The organism is Streptomyces sp. DSM 118878 (genome assembly GCF_052936595.1).
On sequence record NZ_CP193622.1, the window covers coordinates 2,149,959 to 2,174,048 of the forward strand.

23 protein-coding genes are annotated in these 24,090 nt (G+C 72.3%); 12 read left to right on the forward strand and 11 right to left on the reverse strand.

Annotated features, from left to right (window positions below):
• Positions 1 to 142: 142 nt before the first annotated feature.
• Entirely contained in the window at positions 143 to 544 is a 402-nt protein-coding gene (locus ACRAKF_RS09225) for a YchJ family protein (protein WP_447036446.1), read from the reverse strand.
• A 37-nt stretch (positions 545 to 581) separates the two neighbouring features.
• Positions 582 to 1,283, reverse strand: coding sequence for a FadR/GntR family transcriptional regulator (locus ACRAKF_RS09230; protein WP_447036447.1), 702 nt, complete (start codon positions 1,281 to 1,283; stop codon positions 582 to 584).
• Positions 1,284 to 1,421: 138 nt separating this feature from the next.
• Between ACRAKF_RS09230 and ACRAKF_RS09235 the strand changes: the two genes are divergently transcribed.
• Together ACRAKF_RS09235 and ACRAKF_RS09240 are read left to right on the forward strand one after the other, a co-directional pair.
• On the forward strand, positions 1,422 to 1,943 hold the full coding sequence (locus tag ACRAKF_RS09235; protein ID WP_447041888.1) for a gluconokinase: 522 nt from the start codon (positions 1,422 to 1,424) through the stop codon (positions 1,941 to 1,943).
• Between the two features lie 49 nt (positions 1,944 to 1,992).
• Positions 1,993 to 3,390 (forward strand): GntT/GntP/DsdX family permease, encoded by a 1,398-nt coding sequence (locus ACRAKF_RS09240; protein WP_447036448.1) that lies wholly within the window; start codon positions 1,993 to 1,995, stop codon positions 3,388 to 3,390.
• Between the two features lie 58 nt (positions 3,391 to 3,448).
• Here the strand turns inward: ACRAKF_RS09240 and ACRAKF_RS09245 are convergent, their stop codons facing one another.
• The 3 genes from ACRAKF_RS09245 to ACRAKF_RS09255 all read right to left on the reverse strand — a co-directional run bounded on the left by ACRAKF_RS09245 (position 3,449) and on the right by ACRAKF_RS09255 (position 7,846).
• Positions 3,449 to 5,014: an APC family permease gene (locus tag ACRAKF_RS09245; RefSeq protein ID WP_447036449.1), complete on the reverse strand. Its 1,566-nt coding sequence runs from the start codon at positions 5,012 to 5,014 to the stop codon at positions 3,449 to 3,451.
• Between the two features lie 42 nt (positions 5,015 to 5,056).
• A complete protein-coding gene (locus tag ACRAKF_RS09250; protein WP_447036450.1) occupies positions 5,057 to 6,019 on the reverse strand; it encodes a hypothetical protein in 963 nt (320 codons plus the stop codon).
• 171 nt (positions 6,020 to 6,190) lie between these two features.
• Positions 6,191 to 7,846, reverse strand: coding sequence for an FAD-binding dehydrogenase (locus tag ACRAKF_RS09255; RefSeq protein WP_447036451.1), 1,656 nt, complete (start codon positions 7,844 to 7,846; stop codon positions 6,191 to 6,193).
• A 242-nt stretch (positions 7,847 to 8,088) separates the two neighbouring features.
• Here ACRAKF_RS09255 and ACRAKF_RS09260 point away from each other — a divergent pair, with 242 nt between their 5' ends.
• The 6 genes from ACRAKF_RS09260 to ACRAKF_RS09285 all read left to right on the forward strand — a co-directional run bounded on the left by ACRAKF_RS09260 (position 8,089) and on the right by ACRAKF_RS09285 (position 11,790).
• Positions 8,089 to 9,018: a DMT family transporter gene (locus tag ACRAKF_RS09260; protein ID WP_447036452.1), complete on the forward strand. Its 930-nt coding sequence runs from the start codon at positions 8,089 to 8,091 to the stop codon at positions 9,016 to 9,018.
• 25 nt (positions 9,019 to 9,043) lie between these two features.
• Entirely contained in the window at positions 9,044 to 9,679 is a 636-nt protein-coding gene (locus tag ACRAKF_RS09265) for a TetR family transcriptional regulator (RefSeq protein WP_447036453.1), read from the forward strand.
• Positions 9,676 to 10,446 (forward strand): glucose 1-dehydrogenase, encoded by a 771-nt coding sequence (locus ACRAKF_RS09270; protein ID WP_447036454.1) that lies wholly within the window; start codon positions 9,676 to 9,678, stop codon positions 10,444 to 10,446. The genes ACRAKF_RS09265 and ACRAKF_RS09270 overlap by 4 nt, the downstream gene beginning before the upstream one ends.
• 39 nt (positions 10,447 to 10,485) lie before the next feature.
• Positions 10,486 to 11,022, forward strand: coding sequence for an NUDIX hydrolase (locus ACRAKF_RS09275; protein ID WP_447036455.1), 537 nt, complete (start codon positions 10,486 to 10,488; stop codon positions 11,020 to 11,022).
• 61 nt (positions 11,023 to 11,083) lie between these two features.
• Positions 11,084 to 11,476 (forward strand): YidH family protein, encoded by a 393-nt coding sequence (locus ACRAKF_RS09280; protein ID WP_447036456.1) that lies wholly within the window; start codon positions 11,084 to 11,086, stop codon positions 11,474 to 11,476.
• A complete protein-coding gene (locus tag ACRAKF_RS09285) occupies positions 11,473 to 11,790 on the forward strand; it encodes a DUF202 domain-containing protein (protein ID WP_447036457.1) in 318 nt (105 codons plus the stop codon). Before ACRAKF_RS09280 ends, ACRAKF_RS09285 begins: the two co-directional genes overlap by 4 nt.
• Positions 11,791 to 11,810: 20 nt before the next feature.
• Here ACRAKF_RS09285 and ACRAKF_RS09290 read toward each other — a convergent pair whose 3' ends face one another.
• Complete coding sequence (locus tag ACRAKF_RS09290) at positions 11,811 to 12,746, reverse strand: NADP-dependent oxidoreductase (RefSeq protein ID WP_447036458.1); 936 nt, start codon at positions 12,744 to 12,746, stop codon at positions 11,811 to 11,813.
• A 126-nt stretch (positions 12,747 to 12,872) separates the two neighbouring features.
• Between ACRAKF_RS09290 and ACRAKF_RS09295 the strand changes: the two genes are divergently transcribed.
• Both ACRAKF_RS09295 and ACRAKF_RS09300 read left to right on the forward strand, forming a co-directional pair.
• On the forward strand, positions 12,873 to 13,169 hold the full coding sequence (locus ACRAKF_RS09295) for a hypothetical protein (protein WP_447036459.1): 297 nt from the start codon (positions 12,873 to 12,875) through the stop codon (positions 13,167 to 13,169).
• A gap of 82 nt (positions 13,170 to 13,251) precedes the next feature.
• On the forward strand, positions 13,252 to 14,283 hold the full coding sequence (locus ACRAKF_RS09300; protein ID WP_447036460.1) for a phosphotransferase family protein: 1,032 nt from the start codon (positions 13,252 to 13,254) through the stop codon (positions 14,281 to 14,283).
• On the opposite strand, the gene ACRAKF_RS09305 is transcribed toward ACRAKF_RS09300, so the two are convergent.
• From ACRAKF_RS09305 to ACRAKF_RS09320, 4 genes are all read right to left on the reverse strand, one after another.
• A complete protein-coding gene (locus tag ACRAKF_RS09305; RefSeq protein WP_447036461.1) occupies positions 14,272 to 14,865 on the reverse strand; it encodes a TetR/AcrR family transcriptional regulator in 594 nt (197 codons plus the stop codon). The two genes, ACRAKF_RS09300 and ACRAKF_RS09305, sit on opposite strands and share 12 nt — an antisense overlap.
• 23 nt (positions 14,866 to 14,888) lie before the next feature.
• Positions 14,889 to 16,568 carry a class I adenylate-forming enzyme family protein gene (locus ACRAKF_RS09310; protein ID WP_447036462.1) on the reverse strand — a complete coding sequence of 560 codons (1,680 nt, stop codon included), beginning with the start codon at positions 16,566 to 16,568 and terminating at the stop codon, positions 14,889 to 14,891.
• Entirely contained in the window at positions 16,565 to 17,320 is a 756-nt protein-coding gene (locus tag ACRAKF_RS09315) for an SDR family oxidoreductase (RefSeq protein WP_447041890.1), read from the reverse strand. The genes ACRAKF_RS09310 and ACRAKF_RS09315 overlap by 4 nt, the downstream gene beginning before the upstream one ends.
• 164 nt (positions 17,321 to 17,484) lie before the next feature.
• Positions 17,485 to 18,183: an alpha/beta fold hydrolase gene (locus tag ACRAKF_RS09320; RefSeq protein ID WP_447036463.1), complete on the reverse strand. Its 699-nt coding sequence runs from the start codon at positions 18,181 to 18,183 to the stop codon at positions 17,485 to 17,487.
• A 122-nt stretch (positions 18,184 to 18,305) separates the two neighbouring features.
• Between ACRAKF_RS09320 and ACRAKF_RS09325 the strand changes: the two genes are divergently transcribed.
• Together ACRAKF_RS09325 and ACRAKF_RS09330 are read left to right on the forward strand one after the other, a co-directional pair.
• Entirely contained in the window at positions 18,306 to 19,634 is a 1,329-nt protein-coding gene (locus ACRAKF_RS09325; protein WP_447036464.1) for an MFS transporter, read from the forward strand.
• A 75-nt stretch (positions 19,635 to 19,709) separates the two neighbouring features.
• Positions 19,710 to 20,972 carry a serine-threonine protein kinase gene (locus tag ACRAKF_RS09330; RefSeq protein ID WP_447036465.1) on the forward strand — a complete coding sequence of 421 codons (1,263 nt, stop codon included), beginning with the start codon at positions 19,710 to 19,712 and terminating at the stop codon, positions 20,970 to 20,972.
• Between the two features lie 7 nt (positions 20,973 to 20,979).
• On the opposite strand, the gene ACRAKF_RS09335 is transcribed toward ACRAKF_RS09330, so the two are convergent.
• Positions 20,980 to 23,817 (reverse strand): penicillin acylase family protein, encoded by a 2,838-nt coding sequence (locus ACRAKF_RS09335; protein WP_447036466.1) that lies wholly within the window; start codon positions 23,815 to 23,817, stop codon positions 20,980 to 20,982.
• Positions 23,818 to 24,090 lie beyond the last annotated feature (273 nt).

The following is a 24,090-nucleotide window of genomic DNA, read 5'->3' on the forward strand; positions in this document are numbered from 1 at the left end:
GCACCGGGCGCGACGGGGACACACCCCGTGTGAATCCCCGCTCCCCTGGAGCCCCACGCGCGCACCCGCGCCGGTGGCCGGGTCACGACGGGTGGGGTGAGGGCGCGTGGGGCGAGGGCGCGGGGGCGAGGGCGCGTGGGCCTCAGTCGATGAACGCGCCGTCGACGTACACCCAGGCGCCGTCCAGCCGTTCGAAGCGGCTGCGCTCGTGCAGTGCGTCGGGGCGGCCGCCGTCGGTGTAGCGCGCCCGGAAGGTCACCGTGCCGGTGGTGTGGAACGCGGTGCCCTCGGTGGTCTCCTCGATCTCCAGGCCCGTCCAGCGCATCGCCGGGTCGAACTCCACGCGCGGCGGGCGCGTGCGCGGGTGCCAGGTGCGCAGCAGGTAGCCCTCGTCCCGCACGGCGAAGGCGCTGTAGCGGGAGCGCATCAGCTCCTCGGGGCTGCTCGCCGCGGCCTCGCCCCGGTGGAGACCGCCGCAGCACTTCTCGTACGGCTGGGGGTGGCCGCAGGGGCAGGGCGTGGGGCGTGTGGCGCGTCGGGACATGCCGTCCATTGTCACCGACCCCCGGATGGCCTGCGCCTCAGGGCGCCAGGATGTCCAGTTCCTCCAGGGCGCCCAGGGCGATCTCCCGGGTCAGTTCCTCGGCGCGGGCGGCGTCGCCCTCCCTGACCGCCTCGGCGACCTTGACGTGCAGGGTCACGGCGGGCGGGTCCGGGTCCTCGAACATCACCTGGTGGGCGGTGCGGCCGGTCAGGACCTCGGCGACGACGTCACCGAGGCGCGCGAACATCTCGTTGCCGGAGGCGTTGAGGATGACCCGGTGGAAGGCGACGTCGTGCCGCAGATAGCCCTCCAACTGGTGGCCCCGCGAGTGGGCGACCATGCCGAGCGCGCACTCGGTGAGCTCCGCGCACTGGGCGGCCGTGGCGTGCCGGGCGGCGAGCCCGGCCGCGACCGGCTCGATCGCGGAGCGCAGCACGGTCAGCGAGCGGAGCTGGCGCGGCCGCTCGGCGCCGGCCAGCCGCCAGCGGATGACCTGCGGGTCGTAGACGTTCCACTGCTCGATGGGCAGCACGGTCACGCCCACGCGACGGCGGGACGCGACGAGGCGCATGGACTCCAGGACCCGGACCGCCTCGCGCATCACGGAGCGTGACACCTCGAAGCGCTGGGCGAGCTCGTCCGTGAGCAGGACGCTTCCGGCCGGGTACTCGCCGGCCGTGATGGCGGGCCCGAGGCTTTCCAGTACGCGGGAGTGCAGCCCTCGGGCCTGAGCGGTCATGGGGGAAGCCTACGAGGCATGCCACGTGAACAATAAGTCAGACTTTTATGTCACAGACTCTTGAATTCGTCAGACCTAATAGGTTTCAGTGACGTGAACGAAAGACCGATGTCGATGAAGACAGCGAGGCAGGACGCGATGAAGGAACGGCGCACCCCCCACGTCGTCGTGATCATGGGCGTGGCAGGGACCGGCAAGACCACGATCGGGCCCCTGCTCGCGGACCGGCTCGGCGTCCCGTACGCCGAGGGCGACGACTTCCACCCGCCGGCGAACATCGAGAAGATGTCGTCCGGTACCCCGCTCACCGACGACGACAGGTGGCCCTGGCTCGACGCCATCGGCGCCTGGGCGGACGGCCGCGCGGGCAAGGGCGGCGTGGTCAGCAGCTCGGCGCTGAAGCGCGGCTACCGGGACCGGCTGCGCGCCGCGGCCCCCGGGATCACCTTCGTCCACCTCACCGGTGACCGGAAGCTCATCGAGGACCGGATGTCGCACCGGCAGGGCCACTTCATGCCGACCGCGCTCCTCGACTCGCAGTTCGCCACGCTCCAGCCCCTCGGGGCGGACGAGGCGGGCGTCGCCGTCGACGTCTCGGGCAGCCCCGAGGAGATCACCGAGCGGGCCGTCGAGGCCCTGCGCGGCCTCGAAGCCCCGTAGCCCCACCCCCCACGCACTCCCACAACACCTCTCGTACTAGGGATCAACCGTGACCCATCTCAGCGTCGAGATGCTGGCAGCGGACCCCGTCGAGGCGATCACCTCGGCGGGCCATGCCCAGCTGGGGATCGCCGTCCTCGCGGGTATCGCCGTCATCGTCCTGCTCATCACCAAGTTCAAGCTGCACGCGTTCCTCGCGCTGACCGTCGGGTCACTCGCGCTGGGTGCCTTCGCGGGCGCCCCGCTCGACAAGGTCATCACGAGTTTCACGAGCGGGCTGGGCTCGACCGTCGCGGGCGTGGGCGTCCTCATCGCCCTCGGCGCGATCCTCGGCAAGCTGCTCGCCGACTCCGGGGGCGCCGACCAGATCGTCGACACGATCCTCGCCAAGGCGGGCGGGCGCGCCATGCCGTGGGCGATGGTGCTCATCGCCTCGGTGATCGGTCTGCCGCTCTTCTTCGAGGTCGGCATCGTGCTGCTGATCCCGGTCGTCCTGATGGTCGCCAAGCGCGGCAACTACTCGCTGATGCGGATCGGCATCCCCGCGCTCGCCGGGCTCTCCGTGATGCACGGCCTCATCCCGCCGCACCCCGGCCCGCTCGTCGCGATCGACGCGGTCAAGGCCAACCTCGGCGTCACGCTCGCGCTCGGCGTCCTCGTGGCGATCCCCACGGTGATCATCGCGGGGCCGCTGTTCTCGAAGGTCGCGGCGCGCTGGGTCGACGTACCCGCCCCCGAGAAGATGATCCCGCAGCGGTCGTCGGACGACCTGGAGAAGCGCCCCGGCTTCGGCGTCACCGTGGCCACGGTGCTGCTGCCGGTCGTCCTGATGCTGGCCAAGGCCCTGGTGGACATCGTGGTCGACGACCCCGACACCACCGTGCAGCGGGTCTTCGACGTCGTCGGCTCACCGCTGATCGCCCTGCTCGCCGCGGTCATCGTCGGGATGTTCACGCTGGGCCGCGCGGCCGGTTTCACCAAGGACCGGCTGTCGGTCACGGTCGAGAAGTCCCTCGCCCCGATCGCGGGCGTGCTGATGATCGTGGGCGCGGGCGGCGGCTTCAAGCAGACGCTCATCGACGTCGGCGTGGGCCAGATGATCCTGGACTTCTCCGAGGACTGGTCGATCCCCGCGCTGCTGCTCGCCTGGCTCATCGCGGTGGCCATCCGGCTCGCGACCGGCTCGGCGACGGTCGCGACGATCTCGGCGGCGGGCCTCGCGGCGCCGCTGGCGGCCGACATGTCGACCTCGCACGCGGCCTTGCTCGTGCTGGCCATCGGTGCGGGTTCGCTGTTCTTCTCGCACGTGAACGACGCCGGGTTCTGGCTGGTCAAGGAGTACTTCGGCCTGGACGTCGGCCAGACGATCAAGACGTGGTCCATCATGGAGACGATCATCTCCGTGGTGGCGGGAGCCCTGGTCCTCCTGCTGTCCCTGATCATCTAGCCCCCGCCCCGGGGCACCGCCCCGGGGCACCGCTTCTCGCTCGCCGGAGGGTTGGTTCTCAGCCCTCCGGCGAGCCCGACGCCTTCTCCAGCCGGAAGGCCTCGTTGCCCAGGCCGATCCTGGCGTGGGCGGCGGGGTTCCTGGCCCGCAGGAACGCTCCGTAGGCCACTCCGATCGCGGCCGCCAGGAAGATGATGCCCGGCAGCACCCAGCTCAGGGCGGAGTCGGGGCCCGCGCCCACCAGGACGTCGAAGTCCTTGACCGTGTAGGCGGCGATGACCAGGAGGCCCGCCGCCGCCAGCGCGGAGGCCGCGATGCGCCAGGCCTGGGCCCGCGCGGCGCCCCTGCGGGCGAAGAAGACGATGACGGCGACGGAGGCCGTGGCCATCAGCAGGATCACGCCGAGGGCACCGATGTTGCCGCCCCAGGTGAACAGGTGCAGGACGGGCGCGGTCGGGTCACCGGCCGCGCCGTCGTCCGTGAGGGCGAAGCCCACGACGACCACGACGGAGACGACGGTCTGGAGCAGCGACCCCGTGCCCGGGGCGCCCGTGGAGGTGTTGGTGCGGCCGAACGCGGCGGGCAGCAGCCCCTCGCGCCCCATCGCGAAGGCGTAGCGCGCGACCACGTTGTGGAAGCTGAGGATCGCCGCGAACATGCCCGTCACGAACAGCACGTGCATGACGTCGGTGAAGGTGCCGCCGAGCCGCGACTCGGTGAGTCCGAAGAGCAGCCCCGCGCTCTGCTCCCGCGCGGCCGGGACGATCCCCGACGGTCCGGCGGCGACGGTCAGCGCCCAGGAGCTGATCGCGAAGAAGACGGCGACGAACCCGACGGCGAAGAACATCACGCGGGCCACCACGACCTGCGGACGGCTGGTCTCCTCCGCGTACACGGGAGCCTGCTCGAAGCCCGTGAAGGCGGCGATGCAGAAGCAGAGCGACGTGGCGACGCCCGCCCCCGTGAGCGTGTCGGGGTTGAAGGCGTGCAGCGACAGCCCCTCCTTGGCCGGGTCGGCGATGGCCGCGATGTCGAAGATGACGACGAGCACCACCTCGACGATCAGCAGGACGCCGAGCACGCGCGCGTTGAGGTCGATCTTCAGCCAGGCCAGGACGGCGACGAGGGCCACGACGAGGAGCGCGGGGATCCACCAGGCGACCTCGGCGTCGAAGTACGTCTGGATGAGCCCGGACACCTCGAAGCCGAGCAGTCCGTAGAGGCCGGCCTGAAGGGCGCTGTAGGAGACGAGGGCGACCAGCGAGGCGCCCGCCCCGGCGGTTCCGCCGAGCCCGCGGGATATGTACGCGTAGAAGGCGCCCGCGTTGTGCACGTGCCGGCTCATCTCGGCGTATCCCAGGCTGAAGAGCGCGAGGACGACGCCGAGGATGAGGAAGAGGAGCGGCTGTCCGACCACGCCCATCACGCCGTATGTGGTGGGCATGACACCCGCGACGACCATCAGGGGCCCGGTCGCGGCGAGCACGGAGAGCAGCAGGCCCGCCGTGCCGAGCCGGCCGGCCCGCAGCGCGCGTTCCTCACCCTTGTACGTACTGATCCCCCCGCCGTCCTTCGGCTCGCCGAGTGATCTCGTTCCGCTCGTGCTCGAACTGCCCGTCGCCATGGCGCGGTCGTCCTTTCAGGGGTACGTCGGGGGTACGGATGTTCAGGCCGATCCGAGCGCTGTGGCACGCGCGGCCGTGAACGCTTCGTGCGGATCCCGGTCCGGATAGGACCAGGGGGCCGGGGTCGCGTGCCGTCCGATGCGGTGGAAGAGCACGGCGGCCTCGGCCGCCCTGCCCTCGCAGAATTTCGCGTGGGCAAGGAAGTTGAGGTCGACGTGGCAGCGCGGGTGGGACGGCCGTGCGGGCGTCTCCCACTCCAGCCACCAGTCGAAGGCGGTCCTGATGACACCGCGGGCGCGGCGCCCGGTCCAGTGCCGGGAGGCCACGGGGTCGGCCGGCTCCAGGCCCGCCGCGGCGAGGACCCGGTAGCGCTCGGTGTGCGCGATCACGGGCAGGACCGCGAGCGGCGAGCCGGGCGCGGCCTGTTCCGCGGCCCAGGACGCGAAGTCGTACACCTCGTGCAGCGGGTCCTGGCCCGCTCCGGGGCGCCGCTCGGCGAGCCGGGCGATCATCAGGTGGTGGGCGTGGTGGTGCTCGGGGTGGCGGTGCCTGACCTCGTCGAAGAGGCGTACGACATCCTCCTCGTGCCCCAGGGAGCGTTCGAGCAGGAGCAGCGCGAGCCACGGCGTGGGGTCCGCGGAGGTGCGGGTGGCCGCCTCGCGGCACTGGGCGCGCACCTTGTCCGAACGCGCCTTGCCCCGCAGCGCCTTGTGCACGGCGGCGAAGGCGAGCAGCAGCTCGGCGTCGTGGCTCTCGGGCTCGACGAGCCGCCAGTCGCGGGCCCACGCGGCGGTGGCGGGTTCCTGGCCGAGTACGTCGAAGCGGTGTCCCCTGCGGTCCCAGTCGTCGCCGGTGGCGGCGAGCAGCTCGCGGGCCTCGGCCCAGCGGCCCTGGACCAACGCAGACCGCGCCGCCACGAGTTCGGTGTCGTCGAGCGCGGCGTCGAAGGCCTGTGCGGCCGTCTTCTTGCGGGAGCGGCCCAGTGGGGGTGGGGGTGGTGACACCGCGGGACTTCCTCCCCGGCGCGGTTCGCGAGCGGATGATCACGCACAGCAAACCGGTAGGCGCCCCTCCACGTCAAGGGCAGCCTACCCTTGCTTTCTTCACCAACTCATTTCAAAACGCGCGCACTTCATCCGCCATCTGCGAGTACGTCCGTCCGGCAAGGGGCCCCCTCACCCCACCTGCCGGGCCGCGGCGCGGCCCGCCGTGCGGCCCGAGAAGAGGCAGCCGCCGAGGAAGGTGCCCTCCAGCGAGCGGTAGCCGTGCACTCCCCCGCCGCCGAACCCGGCGGCCTCCCCGGCCGCGTACACCCCGTCGAGCGGCCGGCCGCCGTCGGTCAGGACGCGCGAGGAGAGGTCGGTCTCCAGGCCGCCGAGCGTCTTGCGGGTGAGGATGTTGAGGCGTACGGCGATGAGCGGCCCCGCCTTGGGGTCGAGGATGCGGTGCGGCGCGGCGGCCCTGATGAGGCGGTCGCCGAGGAACTTGCGGGCCCCGCGGATGGCCGTGACCTGGAGGTCCTTGGTGAAGGGGTTGGCGATCTCGCGGTCGCGCGCGGCGAGGGTGCGGCGCAGCGCGGCCTCGTCGATGAGGGGCTCCTTGGTGAGCGCGTTCATGCCGCGCACCAGGGCGCCGAGGTCCTTCTCCACCACGAAGTCGACGCCGTGGTCCATGAACGCCTTGACGGGCCCCGGCACCTCGGACCGCGCGCGGTCGATGACGCCGCGCACGGACTTGCCGGTCAGGTCGGGGTTCTGCTCGGAGCCGCTGAGGGTGAACTCCTTGCCGATGATGCGCTGGTTGAGGACGAACCAGGTGTGGTCGTGGCCGGTGCCCATGATGTGTTCGAGCGTGCCGAGGGTGTCGAAGCCGGGGAAGAGCGGCACGGGCAGCCGGTCACCGCGGGCGTCGAGCCAGAGGGACGAGGGGCCGGGCAGGATGCGGATGCCGTGCCGGTCCCAGATGGGGTTCCAGTTCTCGATGCCCTCGGTGTAGTGCCACATGCGGTCGCGGTTGATCAGGCGCGCCCCGGCCGCCTCGGCGATGCCGAGCATCTTGCCGTCCACGTGCGCGGGGACTCCGGAGATCATCTTCTCGGGAGGGGTGCCGAGCCGCTCGGGCCAGTTCGCGCGTACGAGGTCGTGGTTGCCGCCGATGCCGCCGGAGGTGACGATCACCGCCTGGGCGCGGAACTCGAAGGTGCCGGTCACCTCGCGGCTGCTGGCCTTGCCGCGCTCGACGTCGGAGGCTTCGAGCACCTCGCCGGTGACGGTGTCGAGGGCGCCCGCGCTGCGCGAGAGCCCGGTGACGCGGTGCCGGAACCGGAGCTGGACCAGGCCGCGCGCGACCCCGGCGCGCACCCGCCGCACGAACGGCGCGAGCAGGCCAGGACCGGTCCCCCAGGTGATGTGGAAGCGCGGCACGGAGTTGCCGTGGCCCTGCGCGTCGTAGCCGCCACGCTCGGCCCAGCCGACGACCGGGAAGAACCGTACGCCCTGGCCGTGCAGCCACGACCGCTTCTCACCGGCCGCGAAGTCGACGTACGCCTCGGCCCACTTGCGGGGCCAGTGGTCCTCCGGACGGTCGAACGCGGCCGTGCCCATCCAGTCCTGCATCGCGAGCGCGTGGGAGTCCTTGATCCGCAGACGTCGCTGTTCGGGCGAGTCGACGAAGAAGAGGCCGCCGAAGGACCAGTGCGCCTGGCCGCCCAGGGACTGTTCGGGTTCCTGGTCCACGAGGATGACCCGGCGGCCCGCGTCCACCAGCTCCGCGGTCGCCGCGAGCCCGGCGAGACCCGCCCCGATCACGATCACGTCTGCGTCGTACGCCATGGGGGTCGTCCTCCTAGACAGGGTCCCGCGAGGTTACTGATGGGTCAGATCCTCGACAGCGGCATGCCGCACGTCAACCGGCAGACGGGTCGAACGCGTCGGGTTCCGGTGCGCGGCGGGGACGATGGGCGGCTATCGTCGGCCAAGTCCCCATTTCGTGCCCCGGCTCGCGCGCGGACACCCCCTCCGCCGCTCTCCGGGTGCCCGAGTACGGTCGCGATCCCGAGCCCGAGGTGTGTGACGTGTCGGTCCTGGTTCTCGCCCTCGCCATCGGAGCGGCCTGCTGCCTCGGCCTCGGCTTCGTGCTCCAGCAGAACGTGGCGCGGACGGCACCGCTGAGCGACTTCCTCTCGTTCCGGCTCCTCCTCGACCTGGTGAAGGTGCCGCGCTGGCTGGCCGGGATCGGCCTGATGGTCTGCGGGATGGTGCTCGGGGCGCTCGCGCTCGGCCGCGGGGAGATCTCCTTCGTCGAGCCGCTGCTGGCCACCCAGCTCCTCTTCGCCCTCGCCCTCTCCCGGTACCAGACCGGGCAGCCGCTCGGCCGCCAGGGCTGGGCGGGGCTCGTGCTGCTCGCGGGCGGGGTGACCGCGTTCATCGTGGCGGGTGAGCCGCGCGGGGGCGTCGCGGAGACCAGTCCGCTGCGGCACTGGCTGATCGTCGGCCTGATGGTGGGCGGAGCACTGATCCTGACGGCGTGCGCGAAGAGGTCCCGGCTCGGCGCGGGCCCGGTGCTGCTCGCGCTGGCCGCCGGGCTGCTCTACGGCGTGCAGGACGCGCTGACGCGGGTGACCGGCGACCGGTTCGCCGCGGGCGGGGTGCCCGAGGTGCTGACCGGTTGGCAGCCGTACGCGGTGCTCGTGCTCGGCGTCACGGCGCTCGTCCTGGTGCAGAGCGCCTTCGAGACGGCTCCGCTGCGGATGTCGCTGCCCGCGCTGACGGCCGCGCAGCCGCTGGCCGGGATCGCGTGCGGCGTCGGCTTCCTCGGCGACCGGCTCCGGACGGACTCGGGCGCCCTCGCGTGGGAGGCGGCGGGGCTCGCGGCGATCGTGGCGGGCGTGGTGCTGCTCGGGATGCACCCGGCGATGCCGCGCGGCTCCGCGGGCGGGCAACCGGACCTCCCGCGCGGCGACGCCCCGCCGCCCCCGCCCCGCCCGGCCCTGTTCGCTTTTTAATAATGGCCAGCATTACAGTGGCCCCATGGCAAGGACGTCAGGACCCGAGACCCGGGAGAAGCTCATCCGTGCGGCGGAGGAGGTCTTCGCCGCGCAAGGGGTGGACGGGGCCCAGCTCAGGGACATCGTCAAGCTCGCCGGGCAGAGCAACCCCTCGGCGGTCCAGTACCACTTCGGCTCGCGCGGCGGCCTCCTCGACGCCGTGATGGCGGCCCGCCAGAGCCGCACGGAGCAGGTGCTCACCGCCGAGCTGGAGCACGCCGGGGACGGCCTGCGGGGGCTGCTCACCGCACTGGTGAACGCCGAGGCCACCGAGCTGCGCACCGAACGCGGCCTGCGCTGTCTGCGCATCTCCGCCCAGCTCAGCCACGAGAGCGGCGTCCGCACCAGGACCCCGCACCCCACCCTCGACGGCACCGTCTACTGGACGCTCATCGGGCGCGTCGAGGACCGCCTCGCCCCCGGGCTGCCGGAGCCGGTGCGCCTGGAGCGGCTCGACCTCGCGCTCACCCTGATCGGCGCCGCGATGAGCGACCGGGCCCGGCAGTACCTGGCCGGCACCACGCCCCTGACCGGCGAGGACGTCTTCCTCTCGGACCTCGTCACGACCACGACGGCCCTGCTGCGGGCCGCGCCACCCACCCCTGGAGAAGACGCATGACCACGTACGACCTCACCGGCAGGACCATCGTCATCACCGGCGCCGCCCGCGGCCTGGGCGCCGAGGCCGCCCGCCAGGCGGTCGCCGCCGGGGCGAACGTCGTCCTCACCGACGTCCTGGACGAGGAGGGCCTGGCGACCGCCGAGGCGCTCGGCGCGCGCGCCCGCTTCGCGCACCACGACGTCACGTCCGAGGAGGACTGGCGGCGCGTGGCGGACCTCGCCGTCGCCGAGTTCGGCGCGATCCACGGCCTGGTGAACAACGCCGGGATATCCACCGGACAGTTCCTGGAGTCGGAGTCCGTCGAGCACTTCCGCAAGGTCCTCGACATCAACCTCACCGGCTCCTTCATCGGCATGAAGACCGTGATCCCCGCGATGAAGGAGGCGGGCGGCGGCTCGATCGTCAACATCTCCTCCGCGGCCGGGCTCATGGGCCTCGCGCTCACCGCCGGGTACGGCGCATCCAAGTGGGGCGTGCGCGGCCTCACCAAGATCGGCGCGGTGGAGCTCGGCACGGCCCGCATCCGCGTCAACTCCGTCCACCCCGGCATGACGTACACCCCGATGACCGCCCAGGTCGGCATCGAACAGGGCGAGGGCAAGTACCCGAACACGCCGATGGGCCGGGTCGGCGAGCCGCACGAGATCGCGGGCGCCATGGTCTTCCTGCTCTCGGACGCCGCCTCCTACGTGACGGGCGCGGAGCTGGCCGTCGACGGCGGCTGGACCGCGGGCCCCACCGTCAGGTACGTCATGGGCCAGTGAGAGCACAGGCTCTGAGCCGCGTGGGGTTGGATGGACGGTATGACTGATGCCACCACGGGTCCGGCCGACCCCCGCGAGGAGATCCTGTCCGTCGTCGACGAGAACGACCAGGTCATCGGCGAGGCCCCGCGCGGCGAGGTGTACGCGCGCGGCCTGCGCCACCGCTGCGTGTTCATCCTGGCAAAGGACTCCGAGGGCCGCGTCTTCGTGCACCGCCGCACCCCGCAGAAGCTGGTCTTCCCCTCGCTGTACGACATGTTCGTCGGCGGCGTGGTCGGGGCGGGCGAGTCCTACGCCGACGCGGCGCTGCGCGAGGCGCAGGAGGAGCTGGGCGTGGAGGGGCTGCCGCGCCCCACACCGCTGTTCACGTTCCTCTACGAGGACGGCGCGGGCCATAGCTGGTGGTCCTCCGTCCACGAGGTCCGCTGCGACCTGCCCGTGGACCCGCAGGCCGAGGAGGTCGCCTGGCACGCCTTCCTCCCCGAGGAGGAGCTGGCGCGGCGGCTCGGCGAGTGGGAGTGGGTGCCGGACGGGCTCGCCGCCTACCGCCGGCTGCTCGCCCACCGCGCAGGGTGAGGGCTCGCCGCCTGGTGAGGGGCCTGCCGGGGGGCACGAGGGCACGGCTTATGGTGCGCCGGTGAGCAATTTCGTACGGAGTCTGAGGCTGTGGTTCGCACCCGAGCGCATTCGCGAGGAGGGCGACACCCCCGACTACCGCTTCTCGCTCGCCAACGAACGCACCTTCCTGGCCTGGCTGCGCACCGCCCTGGCGCTGATCGGCGGCGGCTTCGCGGTGGACCAGTTCCTGCCGGACCTGCGCTGGGGCTGGCGGATCGGCCTCGCCCTCGCCCTGCTCGCGGCGGGCGTGCTGAGCTCACTGCGCGCCGTCAACCACTGGGTGCGCTGCGAGCGGGCCATGCGGCGCGGCGATGACCTGCCCGTCAGCCGCTTCCCGACGCTGCTGAGCCTGGCGGTGGCGGTGGTCGCGCTCGCCATGGTGGTGGTCGTGCTCTTCGGGTGGGAGGGATGACGGCCACCGGGCCCGCCAGGGACCCCGGTCTCCAGCCGGAGCGCACGAGGCTCGCGTGGCGGCGCACGACGCTCTCATGCACCGTCGCGGCGGTCCTCGCCGCCCGCGCGGTGCTGAACCGGGGCCCGAGCACGACCGGCATACTCGCCTGCGCCCTCTGTCTGCTGCTCTGGCTCGGCTTCCTCACGGTCGCGCACCACAGGATGGTCGCCCTGACCGCGGCCAGGCCCCGGCGGCTCACGGCCAGGGACGCGTGCACGGCGGCCCTGTGCACCCTCGCCCTCGCCCTGTGCGCGGCGGCGATGGTGGTCTGACGGAGCCCCCGTGGGGCCGGTCAGTCCGCCCACTCCACCGTGACGACGACCTTGCCCCGGGTGCGGCCCTCGGCGCTGCGGCGGTGCGCGTCGGCGGCGCGCTCCAGCGGGAACGTCTCGTCGACGTGCACGGTCACCACGCCCTCCTCCGCCAGCTCGCTCAGCCGCTGGAGATCGGCGGCGTCGGGGCGCACGAAACAGTACTGGCCGCCGAGCCCCACCACTTCGTTGTCGGTGATGGAGGCGAGCCGCCCCTCCGGCCCCAGCAGTTCGGCGGAGGCCCTGAGCGTGTCGCCGCCGACGGTGTCGAAGGCCGCGTCGACGCCCTGGGGGGCGAGCCCGCGCACCCGGTCGACGAGGCCGTCCCCGTAGGTGACGGGCTCCGCGCCGATTCCGCGCAGGTAGTCGTGGTTGTGCTCGCCTGCGGTGCCGATGACGCGGGCCCCCAGGTGCCGGGCGATCTGCACCGCGAGGGAGCCGACGCCGCCGGCCGCCGCGTGCACGAGGACCACGTCGCCCTCCTTCACCACCAGGGCCTGGGTGATCACCTGGTAGGCGGTGAGCCCGGCGAGCGGCAGCCCCGCGGCCTCCTCGAAGGAGAGGTTGCGGGGCTTGCGGGCGAGGGTGCGCACGGGGGCCGCGACGTACTCGGCGAAGGTGCCGCGGGAGAGGAAGTCCTCGCGCACGTAGCCGATGACCTCGTCGCCGACGGCGAACTCCGGGACGGCGGCGCCCGGCTGCACCACCACTCCCGCGACGTCCCAGCCGGGGATCACGGGAAAGACCGGTTCCAGAAGCGCGTCGAGGTGGCCGTCGCGGCACTTCCAGTCGACGGGGTTGACCGCGGCGGCCCGCACCTTCACCAGGACGGAGTCGGGCCCGACCTTGGGGTCGCGCACCTCGCCGTACTCCAGGACCTCGGGTCCGCCGTAGTTTCGGTAGCTGATCGCCTTCATGGGGGCCGCTTTCGTCGGTCGGGGATCGCGCAAACTTTCACAAGGCTTCCATAACGGAATTTATCGGGCGTCTCGGGCTAGCCTGAGAGGGTCACCCACCCCACGCGTCACAGGAAGGTGCCCGACATGACCACGCTCCACCACGAACACCCGGTGCACGACCACGTCCACGGACCGGCCTGCGGCCACGCCGAGGTGCCGCACGGCGACCACGTCGACTACGCGCACGACGGCCACATGCACCGGCTGCACTCCGATCACTACGACGAGTGCGAGCCCACCGCCCACGTGGCCCACCAGGGCCATGACCACCGGCACGGCGACGGCTGCGGCCACGACGCCGTGACCCACGGCGACCACGTGGACTACCTGCACGACGGCCACCGGCACGCGGCGCACGACGGCCACTGGGACGATCACTGAGTGCTCGGCAGCCCCTGGACGGCATACCGACTGGTCGGCATCATGGGGTGGCACGTGACCACCACGCCGATCAGGAGCGACCATGAGCGCAGACCACCCGCCGGGCCTCGACCTCGACCAGTTGCGCGGCCACCTCGACCGCGAGCGTCCCGGCCTGGCAGGCGGACCGCTCACCGCACGGCTCATCGAGGGCGGCCGGTCCAACCTCACGTACGCGGTGACCGACGGATCGACGCGCTGGGTCGTGCGGCGGCCGCCGCTGGGCCACGTCCTCGCCACCGCGCACGACATGAAGCGCGAGCACCGGGTGATAGCCGCCCTGCACCCCACGGACGTGCCGGTGCCCGCGCCCGTCCTGCTCTGCGAGGACGACGCCGTCATCGGGGCGCCCTTCTACGTGATGGAGTACGTGGACGGCATCCCGTACCGCACCGCGGAGGAGCTCGCACCGCTCGGCCCCGAGCGCACCCGTGACGCGGTGCTCGGCCTCGTCGACACGCTCGTCGACCTGCACGCGGTGGACCCCGCGGCGGTCGGCCTCGGCGACTTCGGCCGCCCCGAGGGCTTCCTGGACCGGCAGCTCCGCCGCTGGGGCAAGCAGCTCGACGCCTCGCGCAACCGCGAACTGGCCGGTGTCGACGAGCTGCACGCCGCCCTCGGGCGCTCGCTGCCCGCCTCGCCCGCCCCGGCCGTCGTCCACGGCGACTACCGCCTGGACAACGTCCTGATCGGCGACGACGACCGGATCAGGGCCATCCTCGACTGGGAGATGTCCACGCTCGGCGATCCGCTCACCGACCTCGGGCTGCTCGTGATGTACAGCGCCAGGCTCGAAGTGCCCGACTCCCCCGTCAGCACGACCGCGGGCGCGCCGGGCCACCCGGACCCCGCCGAGCTGATCGAACGGTACGCCGCGCGCTCGGGGCGCGACGTCTCCGCCGTCTCCTGGTACACGGCCTTCGCGTGGTTCAAGCTCGCCGTGATCCTGGAGGGCATCCACTACCGCTACACGCTCGGCCAGACGGTCGGCGCCGGCTTCGACCGGATCGGCGAGCTGGTGCCCGTGTTCATCGAGCACGGCCTCACCACGCTGCGCGGCGGGCTACGGCCGTAGCGCCCGCAGCAGCAGATCCGCCAGGTGGTCCGCCACCTGCCGCGGAGTGAGCGGGCCCTGCGGGCGGTACCACGTGGACAGGTGGTGGACGGAGCCGAAGTGGTAGTCCACCACCAGGTCCGCCGGGGTCGCGGTGGCGAAGACGCCGGACCGCTGGCCCTCCTCGATCAGGGCCCGGAAGCGCTCGTGGTAGCGGCGCCGCTCGGCCCGCACCTGCTTGTTCTTCTCGGGGCTGAGGTGGTGCATCGAGCGGAAGAAGATCGAGGCGTCGTCGAGGTTGTCGATCGTGGTGACCACGACGTCCGCCGCGGCCTCGCGGACCCGCTGCTCGACGGGCGCGTCGCCGTCCGCGATGGCGTCGAGCCGCTCCTGCTGGACGCGGAGCATACGGGCGTAGACCTCGTGCAGGAGATCGTCCTTGGAGCCGAAGTAGTGGTAGAGGGCGCCCTTGGTCACGCCCGCCGCCTCCACGATCTCCTGCACGGACGTACGGTCGTACCCGCGGTCGGCGAAGAGCCGGGTGGCGGCGGCGAGCAGCCGCCGCGGGACGGGCGTGCCGTCACCGTCCGTCGTCCTGGCCACTGCCGCCACCTGCCTTTCGAATGTCACCGACTGTTCTGTGAACGGGAACGGAGTTCCCGCCGGAGGATCTTCCCACTTGTCGTCTTGGGCAGCTCCGCCAGGATCTCCACGTCGCGCGGATACTTGTACGCGGCGAGCCGCTCCTCGCAGTACGCCGTCAGCTCCTTCGCGCCGGTGTCGCTGCCGGGACGCAGGCTGACGTACGCCTTGACGCTCTCCCCGCGGTAGCTGTCGGGGACGCCGACGACGGCCGCCTCACGGACGGCGGGGTGGGAGTACAGGACGTCCTCGACCTCGCGCGGCCAGACCTTGAAGCCGGACGCGTTGATCATGTCCTTCTTGCGGTCGACGACGTAGAGCCAGCCCTCCGGGTCCATGAAGCCGATGTCGCCGGTGCGCAGTTCGCCGTCGGGGAAGGCCTCGTCGGTGGCGTCGGGCCGCTTCCAGTAGCCGGGCACCACCTGGGGTCCGGCCACGGTGATCTCGCCGTGCTCCCCGAAGGGGACCTCCTGCCCGGCGTCGTCCAGGACGCGTACGACCGTCTCGGGTCCCGGGACGCCCACGGCGAGCGTGCCGGAGACCGGGTCGACCGGCGCCTCCTGGCCCGGCGGCACCGAGGCGCAGGGGGCGGTGCACTCGGTGAGGCCGTAGCCGTTGTGGAGGTAGGGGCCGAAGGCGGCGCGGAACTTCTCCACCAGGGCCGGGGGCAGCGGCGCGCCGCCCGAGGAGATCATCGCGAAGGAGTCGAAGTGGCCGCGGGTCACGGCGGGGTGGGCGGCCAGCGCCATGAAGGCCGTGGAGGGGCCGACCGTGTAGGCGGGGCGGTGCTCGGCGAAGGCGTCGAGGACCACGCCGGCCTCGAAGCGGTAGGCGAGCGCGAGGGTGCCCGCGTTGGCGACGCACGCCGCGACCTGGGCGACCATGCCGGTGATGTGGAAGAGCGGCGCCAACGCGAAGTAGCAGGCGCCTTCCGGTATCCCGGATCCCGTGCGCTGGCGCTCGGCGTTGTAGGTGATGTTGCCGTGGGTGTTCATGGCGCCCTTGGGGGTGCCGCTGGTGCCCGAGGTGTAGCTGATCAGGGCCACGTCGGACGGGCCGAGGACGCGGTCGGCGGGGGCCGCGAGGCCTTCGCGGGCGATGGCCAGGAGGTCGTCGGCGTCGGCCGCGGGCGGCAGCCGCTCGAAGTCGAGGACCCGGGGGTCGTTCCTGGTCTGGAGGTCGAGCTGACAGGCGGTGAGCACGATCCGCACGGGCGACCCCGCCGCCGTCTCGCGCAGGTACGTGTCCCAGGCGCGGTCCGCGCAGATCAGCGCGGTCACGTCGGCGTCGGCCAGGACGTGGGCGACCTCCGCGGACTTGTACATGGGGTTGACGGGCACGACCGTCGCGCCCGCCTTCCAGGCGCCGATGAGCGCGATCACGAAGTGCGGGGTGTTCTGGAGGAGGATCGCGACGCGGTCGCCGCGGGCCACGCCGCGGGCGGCCAGGTGCCCGGCGACGGAGTCGGTGAGGGCGTCCGTCTCGCGGTAGCTCAGGCGGCCGTCGAAGTAGGCGAGGGCGGTGTGCTCGGGGGCCCTGGCGACGGCCGCGCGGAAGGCGTGCACCACGGAGGCCGCGGGGGTGACGGGGGCGCGCTGGGCGTCGTTGAGGCGGGCGAGCCAGGGCTTGGCGGCGTAGGTCGAACCGGCCGGGTAGGTGGTCACTTGTCGGCCGCCTCCCACTTCCGCTGGATGTGGTTCATGCCGGAGAGCCACTTGTCCGGGGTGGCGGCGCGGGCCTCGTAGAAGGCGGCGACCTCGGGGTGCGGCAGGATCAGGAAGCGGTCGTCGACCATGCCCGCGAAGAGCGCGGTCGCGACGTCCTCCGGCTCGATGGCGGTGGGGGTGAGGACGAGGTCGCCCGCGCTGCCGGTGGCGGCCAGCATGTCGGTGCGCACGCCCTGCGGGCAGATCGCGTGGACCTTGAGGCCGCGGTGGCGGTAGGTCAGCGAGAGCCACTCGGCGAAGGCGTAGGCGCCGTGCTTGGTGACGCTGTAGGGGGCGGCGCCGATCATGGTGAGCAGTCCGGCCGCGGAGACCGTGGAGACGAAGCGGCCGCTGCCGCGCTCCAGCCAGCCGGGCAGCAGCGCGTGGGCGGCGCGGACGTGCGCCATGACGTTGACGTCCCAGGCCGCGGCCCAGACCTCCTCGGGCGCGGCCTCGGTGCCGCCGGAGCCGAGGCCCGCGTTGGCGCAGTAGACGTCGACCGTGCCGCCGAGCGCCTCGGTGGCCCGCTCCACGATCGCGGAGGCGTCGCCCGGCACGGCGATGCCGCCCACCTCCCCGGCCACGGCCTCGGCCTTGGCCCCGTCCAGGTCGTTGACGACGACGCGGGCCCCCTCGGCGGCGAAGCGGCGGGCCAGCGCCGCTCCGATCCCGCCCCCGGCACCGGTGACGACGACTCCCTTGTCCTTCAGGGTCTCCACGTGCGGTCTCCTTCGACCTCGGGCTCGACCAGGGCTCGCGCGGCTGGTCCGTCACGGCAGACTAACCAGTCGGTATGTAGCGGGGGAAGGGGTGCAGGGCATGCGGAGGCGCGGGCCGTGGACCGGCCCGCGCCGCTGCCCCTACGCGGGGAGAGTCAGTTCCGTACGCTCGCGTGCAGGACCCGCGCCAGCTCGCGCGGCCGGGAGAACATCGGCCAGTGGCCCGTGTCCATCTCCACCAGGCGCCAGCGGTCGCTCTTGAGGGCCTCGGCCACGTCGTCCATCGGGTCCTCGCCGTCCAGCAGGCACTTGACGTACGTGGCGGGCAGGTCGCCGAGCGGACGCGTGAGTTCGGCCGGTTCGGTCAGGGTGGCGCCGGGGTGCGGCGTCGCGCCGTTCATGAGGCGTGCGGCCTGTTCGCCGCTGAGGCCCTGCCCGTCGCAGTCGGCCGCGCCGAGCGGCGGCCAGACGCCGTCGTTCTCGGCCAGCGTGGCCTCGAAGACCTCCTGCCCCTGCCACCAGCAGGAGGCGAACGACTCGCCGTCGACGGGGACGTTGGCGTCGACGAACACCACGTGGGCGAGCCGGTCGCCGAGCAGCCCGGCGGCCTGGCCGACCGGGATGCCGGAGTAGCTGTGCCCGACGAGGACGACGTCACGGAGGTCCAGGCGCTCGGCCTCGTCGACGATGTCGCGCACGTGGGTCCGCTGACCCGCGGGCACCCCCTGCTTGTCCGCGAGCCCCGAGAGGGTCAGCGGGTGGACGCCGTGTCCGGCCGCCCGCAGTTCGTCCGCCACGTCGTCCCACGCCCACGCGCCGAGCCAGGCACCCGGCACCAGTATGAATTCCGCCATGGCGCCGAACGTACACGCCGTGCGCGCGGCGGGCAGCCCCCGCCCGGCGCGGGGTCTCACAAATCGAGACAGTCCGTCTTGGGTATTGACTGTCCCCTACACCGAACGTGAGAGTGCCGCTCGTGCAGAGCGACGCTGAAGCAGCAGAGAAACAGCAGGTCCGGGGTGCGAAGGACGAGGGCGGCAGCTCGGAGAGCATGCGGCGCGTGGCCGTGGCCTCGTTCATCGGCACCGCCATCGAGTTCTACGACTTCTACATCTACGGCACGGCCGCCGCGCTCGTCCTGAACCAGGCGTTCTTCCCGACCCTGGACCCGGTCAACGCCACGCTGGCGTCGTTCTCGACGTACGCGGTGGCGTTCGCGGCGCGGCCCATCGGCTCGGTGATCTTCGGGCACTTCGGCGACCGGGTGGGCCGCAAGTCCGTGCTCGTGGCCTCGCTGCTCCTGATGGGGCTCTCGACCGCGCTCGTCGGGCTGCTGCCCGGCTACGGCACGCTGGGCATCTGGGCGCCGCTGCTGCTCATCCTGCTCCGCTTCCTCCAGGGCATCGGGCTCGGCGGGGAGTGGGGCGGGGCCGCGCTGCTCGCGGTGGAGCACGCGCCGAAGAAGAAGCGCGGGCTGTACGCGGCGTTCCCGCAGCTCGGCCCGTCCGTCGGGTTCTTCGCGGCGACGGGGATCTTCTGGCTGCTCTCGTCCGCGCTGTCCGACGAGGCGTTCCGCTCCTGGGGCTGGCGCGTGCCGTTCCTGCTGTCCTTCCTGCTGGTGGGCGTCGGCCTGTTCGTACGGCTGCGGATCAGCGAGACGCCGGTCTTCGCCAAGGTCATGGAGGCGCAGGAGGCCAGCAAGGCCCCCACGCTCGACGTGCTCCGCCGCCACCCGCGCGAACTCCTGCTCGGCGCGGGCGGCATGGTCGTCGCCTACGGCCTCTTCTACACGGCCACGACGTACTGCCTCTCCTACGCCACCGGCACCCTGCACGTCTCCCGCAACACCATGCTCGGCCTCTCCCTGGTGGCCTGCCTCTTCCTCGCGGCGGGGACCTGGCTCGCCGCCACGCGCTCCGACGGGGCCGGGCGGCGCAAGCTGGTCCTCGTGGGCGCGGGGCTCGCCGTGGTGTGGGGCCTGGTGCTCTTCCCGCTCCTGGACACGGAGCAGCCGGTGCTCATCGCGCTGGCGCTGGGCGGCGCCCTGTTCTGCATGGGCGTGGTCTACGGCCCGATGGGCGCCTACCTCCCCGAGCTGTTCGGCACGAGCGTGCGGTACTCGGGCGCCTCGCTCGCGTACAACCTCGGCGGCGTCCTCGGCGGCGCGGTCTCGCCGCTGGTGGCGACCCGGCTCCAGTCGGCGTTCGGCTCCTCGTCGGTGGGCTGGTACGTGAGCGCGATGGCGGTCGTGTCGCTGCTCTGCGTCCTGGCGCTGCCGGAGACGCGGGAACGCGAACTGGCCTGAATCGGCCCTCTGTTCGCCGGGGCGGATGCTGCACGGCGTCTGGCCAGTCGGCGCGGGCGGCGGGACCATGACGGCGTGGAGCCCTACTGGGAACTGACCTTCGACGCCGACGGCGACGTCGACACCGTGCGGCGCGAGGAACTGCTGTCCGGCGTGGAACGCGAACACGTCACGGATCTGCTGGTCTTCGCGCACGGCTGGAACAACGACAAGGACGACGCGAGGAAGCTGTACCGGCGGTTCTTCGCGCCCTGCTCGCGCATGGCGGCGGCGGGCGTACGCCTCGGCTACGTCGGGGTGCTGTGGCCCGCCATCCGCTTCCCCGACGAACCCGTCCCCGACTTCGATCCGTCGGCGTCCGCCACCGCCGCGGCGGACGGCGGGCCCGGCCTCGACCCGGCGACCCGGCAGGCGCTCGACCGCGCCTTCCCCGACCACGGCGAGACGCTGGACCGGATCGCGGAGCTGCTCGCGGAGCGCTCCGAGGTCCCCTCGCGCGTGTACGAGTTCGGGCGGCAGGTCCGTGAGCTGGTCTCCCTGCGGGAGACGAGCCCGGCCCGGCACCTGGGCGAGGACACAGGACCGGGCGAGCCCGCCATGCTCACCGACGACGCGGTGCAGGTCTGCGAGCTGCTTGCCGCGGCCCGCGCCGACACCGGGCGGCCCGAACTCCTCGGCAATCTGCGCGACCGGGTGTGGGACGGCGCCCACGAACTGCTGCGGCAGGGCTCCTACTACGCGATGAAGCGGCGGGCTGGCGCGGTGGGCCAGCTCGGTCTCGGCCCGGCGATCGGCCTGCTGGCCGCCGACGTGTCCGGGATCAGGATCCACCTCATCGGGCACAGCTTCGGCGCCCGCCTCGTCTCGTACGCGCTGCGCGGCATGCCCGCGGACGTGCGGGCGGTGAAGTCGGTGACGCTGCTCCAAGGGGCGTTCAGCCACTACGCGTTCGCGGGCCGGGTGCCGCACGACGCCTCGCGCAGGGGCGCCCTCCACGGCATGCAGCGCCGCATCGACGGGCCGCTGATCTCCTGCTACTCGCGCCACGACGATGCCCTCGGGCGGCTCTACCCGCTGGCGTCGAAGCTGGCGGGTGACTCCACGACGTTCCTGAACCTCTGGGAGCGGTGGGGCGCCATCGGCTACAACGGCATCCGGTCGGTGGGCGGCACCAAGCGCATCAAGCTGGGCCAGAAGGTGCCGGCCAAGGGGTGCGTGAGCCTGGACGCCGCCGCGGTGGTGCGACGGGGCGGCCCGCCCGCCGGCGCGCACAGCGACATCTGCCACGAGGAACTGGCACGCGTCGTGTTCGCCGCCGGACGGATCGCTCTCGCGTGACGGTCTCCTACCGGTGGCGGGGGAACTCGACGACCTGCTGGTACGTCGGGCGGTTCTGCCACTGGACCGGCTTGTGCGTGATGCCGCCGAGCGCCCGGTGGATGACGGAGTCCGCGCACCACTGGTCGCCCGCCTTGCAGGCGCCGTCGCCGGGGTAGACCTCGGTGGCGGGCTCGGCGGCGGCCCGGGTGAGCGTGGTCAGCAGGGCGTCGCGGCAGGCGTCGAGCTTGCCGCCGCCGCAGTAGCTGTCGCCGAGCGCGCCCTTCACCGGCTCCCCGAGCACCGCACGCAGGTCCTTGTCGGCGTAGCCCCACCAGCCGTACTGGAAGGCGGAGCCGGCGTGCGCGCCGGTGGGTCCGTGGCCCGCGGACGGCGCCTCGTCGGTGGCGAGCTGCGCGGTCAGGGCGGCGTAGAGGTCCTTGCCGAGACCGGGCTCGAACTGCGCCTCGATGAGCTTCGGCCACCAGGCGTCCATGATCCGTACGGCGTCGGGGTGGGCGTAGGTCTTCGAACCCGCCGCCGTCTGGTTGCGCTGGGCGCCCGCCTTCTGCCAGGCGTCGAGCTGCTGGACGGCCTTGGCCGCCTGCGGGTCGGTGACCGGCTCGCTGCGGAGCACCTTGAGCAGCTCGGGCAGCACCTGCTCGCCGCGCAGGTCGGTGACGGCCGCCTCGGACATGGCCCGGGTCAGTGAGGCGCGGGTGACGCCGCCCGCCTCGGTGAGCTTCTTGACCCGCCCGTCGAGGAGGTCCCCGCGGTGCACGGCGCTCATGCCGAAGCCCGCGGTGCTGAAGTCGTCGGCCTGTTTGTTGTTCCAGGAGATGTAGTAGTCCTGGTTGACGGAGTGCGGGTGCTCGGCGGGCGGGGTCCGCGCCGAGGTGTTGTCCGCGGGGTCGAAGTCACGCCATTCGTAGGCCTGGTCCCCCTTGACCGGCAGGGCGGGGTCGACGTCCTTCGCACGGACGGGGTTGGCGCCGCTGTTGTAGTACGCGATGTCGCGCGAGTCGGCGTAGAACCAGTTGAAGGCGTAGCTGATGTGCTGTGCCGCCTTCTGGAACGTCTCGGCGTCCTTGACGTACGAGGGGTCGTTGAGCATCTGGAAGCCGATGATCGAGTCGGCCTCGTGGCGGTAGGTGGAGCGCAGCGAGACGTAGGCGACGGGCTTGCCCTCGACGCTCGCGCGGTGGGTCACGACGCCGTACCGGGTGCGGAAGACCTGCATGCGGTAGGAGCCGGCGGCCGTGGAGTCGGCGACGGTCGGCTTCCAGGCGTTCTTGCGCTCCATCTTCTCCATGGGCGTGCAGGTGCCGCGGTACAGGTAGCCGGTCGACTGCTTGGTGGGCGTCCCGCCGCCGGGCTCACAGAGCTCCACGGCGTACGTGTCGGTGATGTCCTGCCCGGCGGAGGTCGCCGACCAGGCGTAGTCCTGGCCGCGGCCGAGCTGGACGTACATGCCGACGCCCGCGAAGGAGACGCCGCGGGCGCTGATGCCGGGGCCCTGGAGCTCCTGCTGCATGAGGAGCTGGGGGGCGAAGTAGCCGGTCTGGGGGCCGAAGACGGCGACGGGGTTCTTGCTCGCGGTGTGCTTGCCGGAGACGAGCAGGGCGTTCGACATGCCCTTCTTGGGGCCGTCCTGGCGGAAGAGGTCCTCGGGCAGGACGCCCTTGTCGTACATGCCCTGCGCGGGCCTGAGCTTCGCGGGGGCCTTCACCGGGTCCTTGGCGCCGGTCCTGGCGCCGCCCTCGCGGTCGTACACGAGCTGTTCGCGCTCGACGGAGCCGGGGTCGGGCAGCGCGGTGCCGCGCGCCTTGTCCGGTTTGTTGGCGTAGGGGAAGCTCGTGCCGTCGTGGATGGTCCGCACGGCCTCGGGGTCGTTGCGGGCGCGGAAGGACTCCCAGACCTCGGTGCCCTTCTGGACGCCGTACTTCTCCTGGGACTTGAGCAGGGAGAGGGCGGACTCGACCTCGCCGCCGCCGCCGTTGCCGAAGAGGCCGCCGACCACGGAGGCCAGCGCGATCATGTCGGTGATCTTGAACGGCTCGATCTCGCCCTTGTTGGTGATCGCGTCGATCTTGCCGGTCAGGACGTACTCGCCGGGGAAGTAGCGGCCGTTCTTGGACTTCACGCGGTAGGCGTTGAGCCCGTCGATGTAGGCCTGCGCGTCCTCCATGGCCTGCTTGCCGCGCTCGCCTCCCGTCGACCGGATGTACTCGACCTGCTTCTCCAGGTCCGCCTCGGCGTACGGGGCCTGCGGCCAGAACTGCTGCTCCAGGCCCTGGTTGGCGGGCGCGCCGCCCGCGAAGGAGGTGAGCTGCCCGCGGCCGATGTGCCGGAAGAGGTCGATGAGCCAGAGCCGGTCCTGGCCCGCGGCGAAGCCCGCGCCGAACTCGGTGCCGTAGCGCGTGGTGCCCTTGATGTGCGGCACGCCGTACTTCTTGTCCCGGGTGATCGTCACGTCGTCGCGCGGTCTGGTGACCGAGGCGACCTGGCCGTCGCGGACCCCGAAGGACGCGTCGGCGAAGAACTCCGTCAGCTTGTCGTCGGTGAGCGAGGTGTAGCCCGAGGACAGCGCGTCGTAGGGGCCCAACTGGTCGTCGGCGTGGGCCGGCTGGGTGCCGAGGACCCGGTGGGCGAGGATCTCGGCGAGCGTCGCGTTGCCGTTGGCGCCGGGCGGCAGGATGTCCGCGCACTGGCTCCCGCAGTAGTCCGTCGCATCGGCGGACCGTTCCCGCGCACCCGGGTCCCCCGGCGCCGCCGCCGCGCCCGGCAGGGGCACCAGGAGCGCGGCGCCCAGCGCGAGCGCCGCCCCCGCGGTGAAGGTTCTGAGCCTGACGTTGCGTGGTCCCATGGGTGCTCCTCCGGTGGTCTGCGGAAGGCCGATGCGGCGGAGGTTACTGGCGGGTCGATGAACCCGAAAGATGAACAACCGTCGCCTTTTCCGAATCACCACAACGCGCCCCCCGCGTGCGTGCATCAGCGCTGCTCCGACGGGCAGGCGAAAAACGGTCGCCCGAATAGGGAGCCGAATCGCGTGTCGATACGTCTACTCGGCAAACGCCGCTTCGGTCTCCGCTCGGCAGCGGCGCCGGGGAGAGAAGGAACGACAGGGCACGAGAACGAA

Coding starts and splice junctions, on each gene's coding strand:
- ACRAKF_RS09320 (WP_447036463.1), bottom strand. CDS start 18,183: ATGGCGGAATTCATACTGGTGCCGGGTGCCTGGCTCGGCGCGTGGGCG.
- ACRAKF_RS09235 (WP_447041888.1), top strand. CDS start 1,422: ATGAAGGAACGGCGCACCCCCCACGTCGTCGTGATCATGGGCGTGGCA.
- ACRAKF_RS09245 (WP_447036449.1), bottom strand. CDS start 5,014: ATGGCGACGGGCAGTTCGAGCACGAGCGGAACGAGATCACTCGGCGAG.
- ACRAKF_RS09290 (WP_447036458.1), bottom strand. CDS start 12,746: ATGAAGGCGATCAGCTACCGAAACTACGGCGGACCCGAGGTCCTGGAG.
- ACRAKF_RS09255 (WP_447036451.1), bottom strand. CDS start 7,846: ATGGCGTACGACGCAGACGTGATCGTGATCGGGGCGGGTCTCGCCGGG.
- ACRAKF_RS09285 (WP_447036457.1), top strand. CDS start 11,473: ATGACGGCCACCGGGCCCGCCAGGGACCCCGGTCTCCAGCCGGAGCGC.
- ACRAKF_RS09335 (WP_447036466.1), bottom strand. CDS start 23,817: ATGGGACCACGCAACGTCAGGCTCAGAACCTTCACCGCGGGGGCGGCG.
- ACRAKF_RS09270 (WP_447036454.1), top strand. CDS start 9,676: ATGACCACGTACGACCTCACCGGCAGGACCATCGTCATCACCGGCGCC.
- ACRAKF_RS09265 (WP_447036453.1), top strand. CDS start 9,044: ATGGCAAGGACGTCAGGACCCGAGACCCGGGAGAAGCTCATCCGTGCG.
- ACRAKF_RS09230 (WP_447036447.1), bottom strand. CDS start 1,283: ATGACCGCTCAGGCCCGAGGGCTGCACTCCCGCGTACTGGAAAGCCTC.
- ACRAKF_RS09300 (WP_447036460.1), top strand. CDS start 13,252: ATGAGCGCAGACCACCCGCCGGGCCTCGACCTCGACCAGTTGCGCGGC.
- ACRAKF_RS09295 (WP_447036459.1), top strand. CDS start 12,873: ATGACCACGCTCCACCACGAACACCCGGTGCACGACCACGTCCACGGA.
- ACRAKF_RS09225 (WP_447036446.1), bottom strand. CDS start 544: ATGTCCCGACGCGCCACACGCCCCACGCCCTGCCCCTGCGGCCACCCC.
- ACRAKF_RS09275 (WP_447036455.1), top strand. CDS start 10,486: ATGACTGATGCCACCACGGGTCCGGCCGACCCCCGCGAGGAGATCCTG.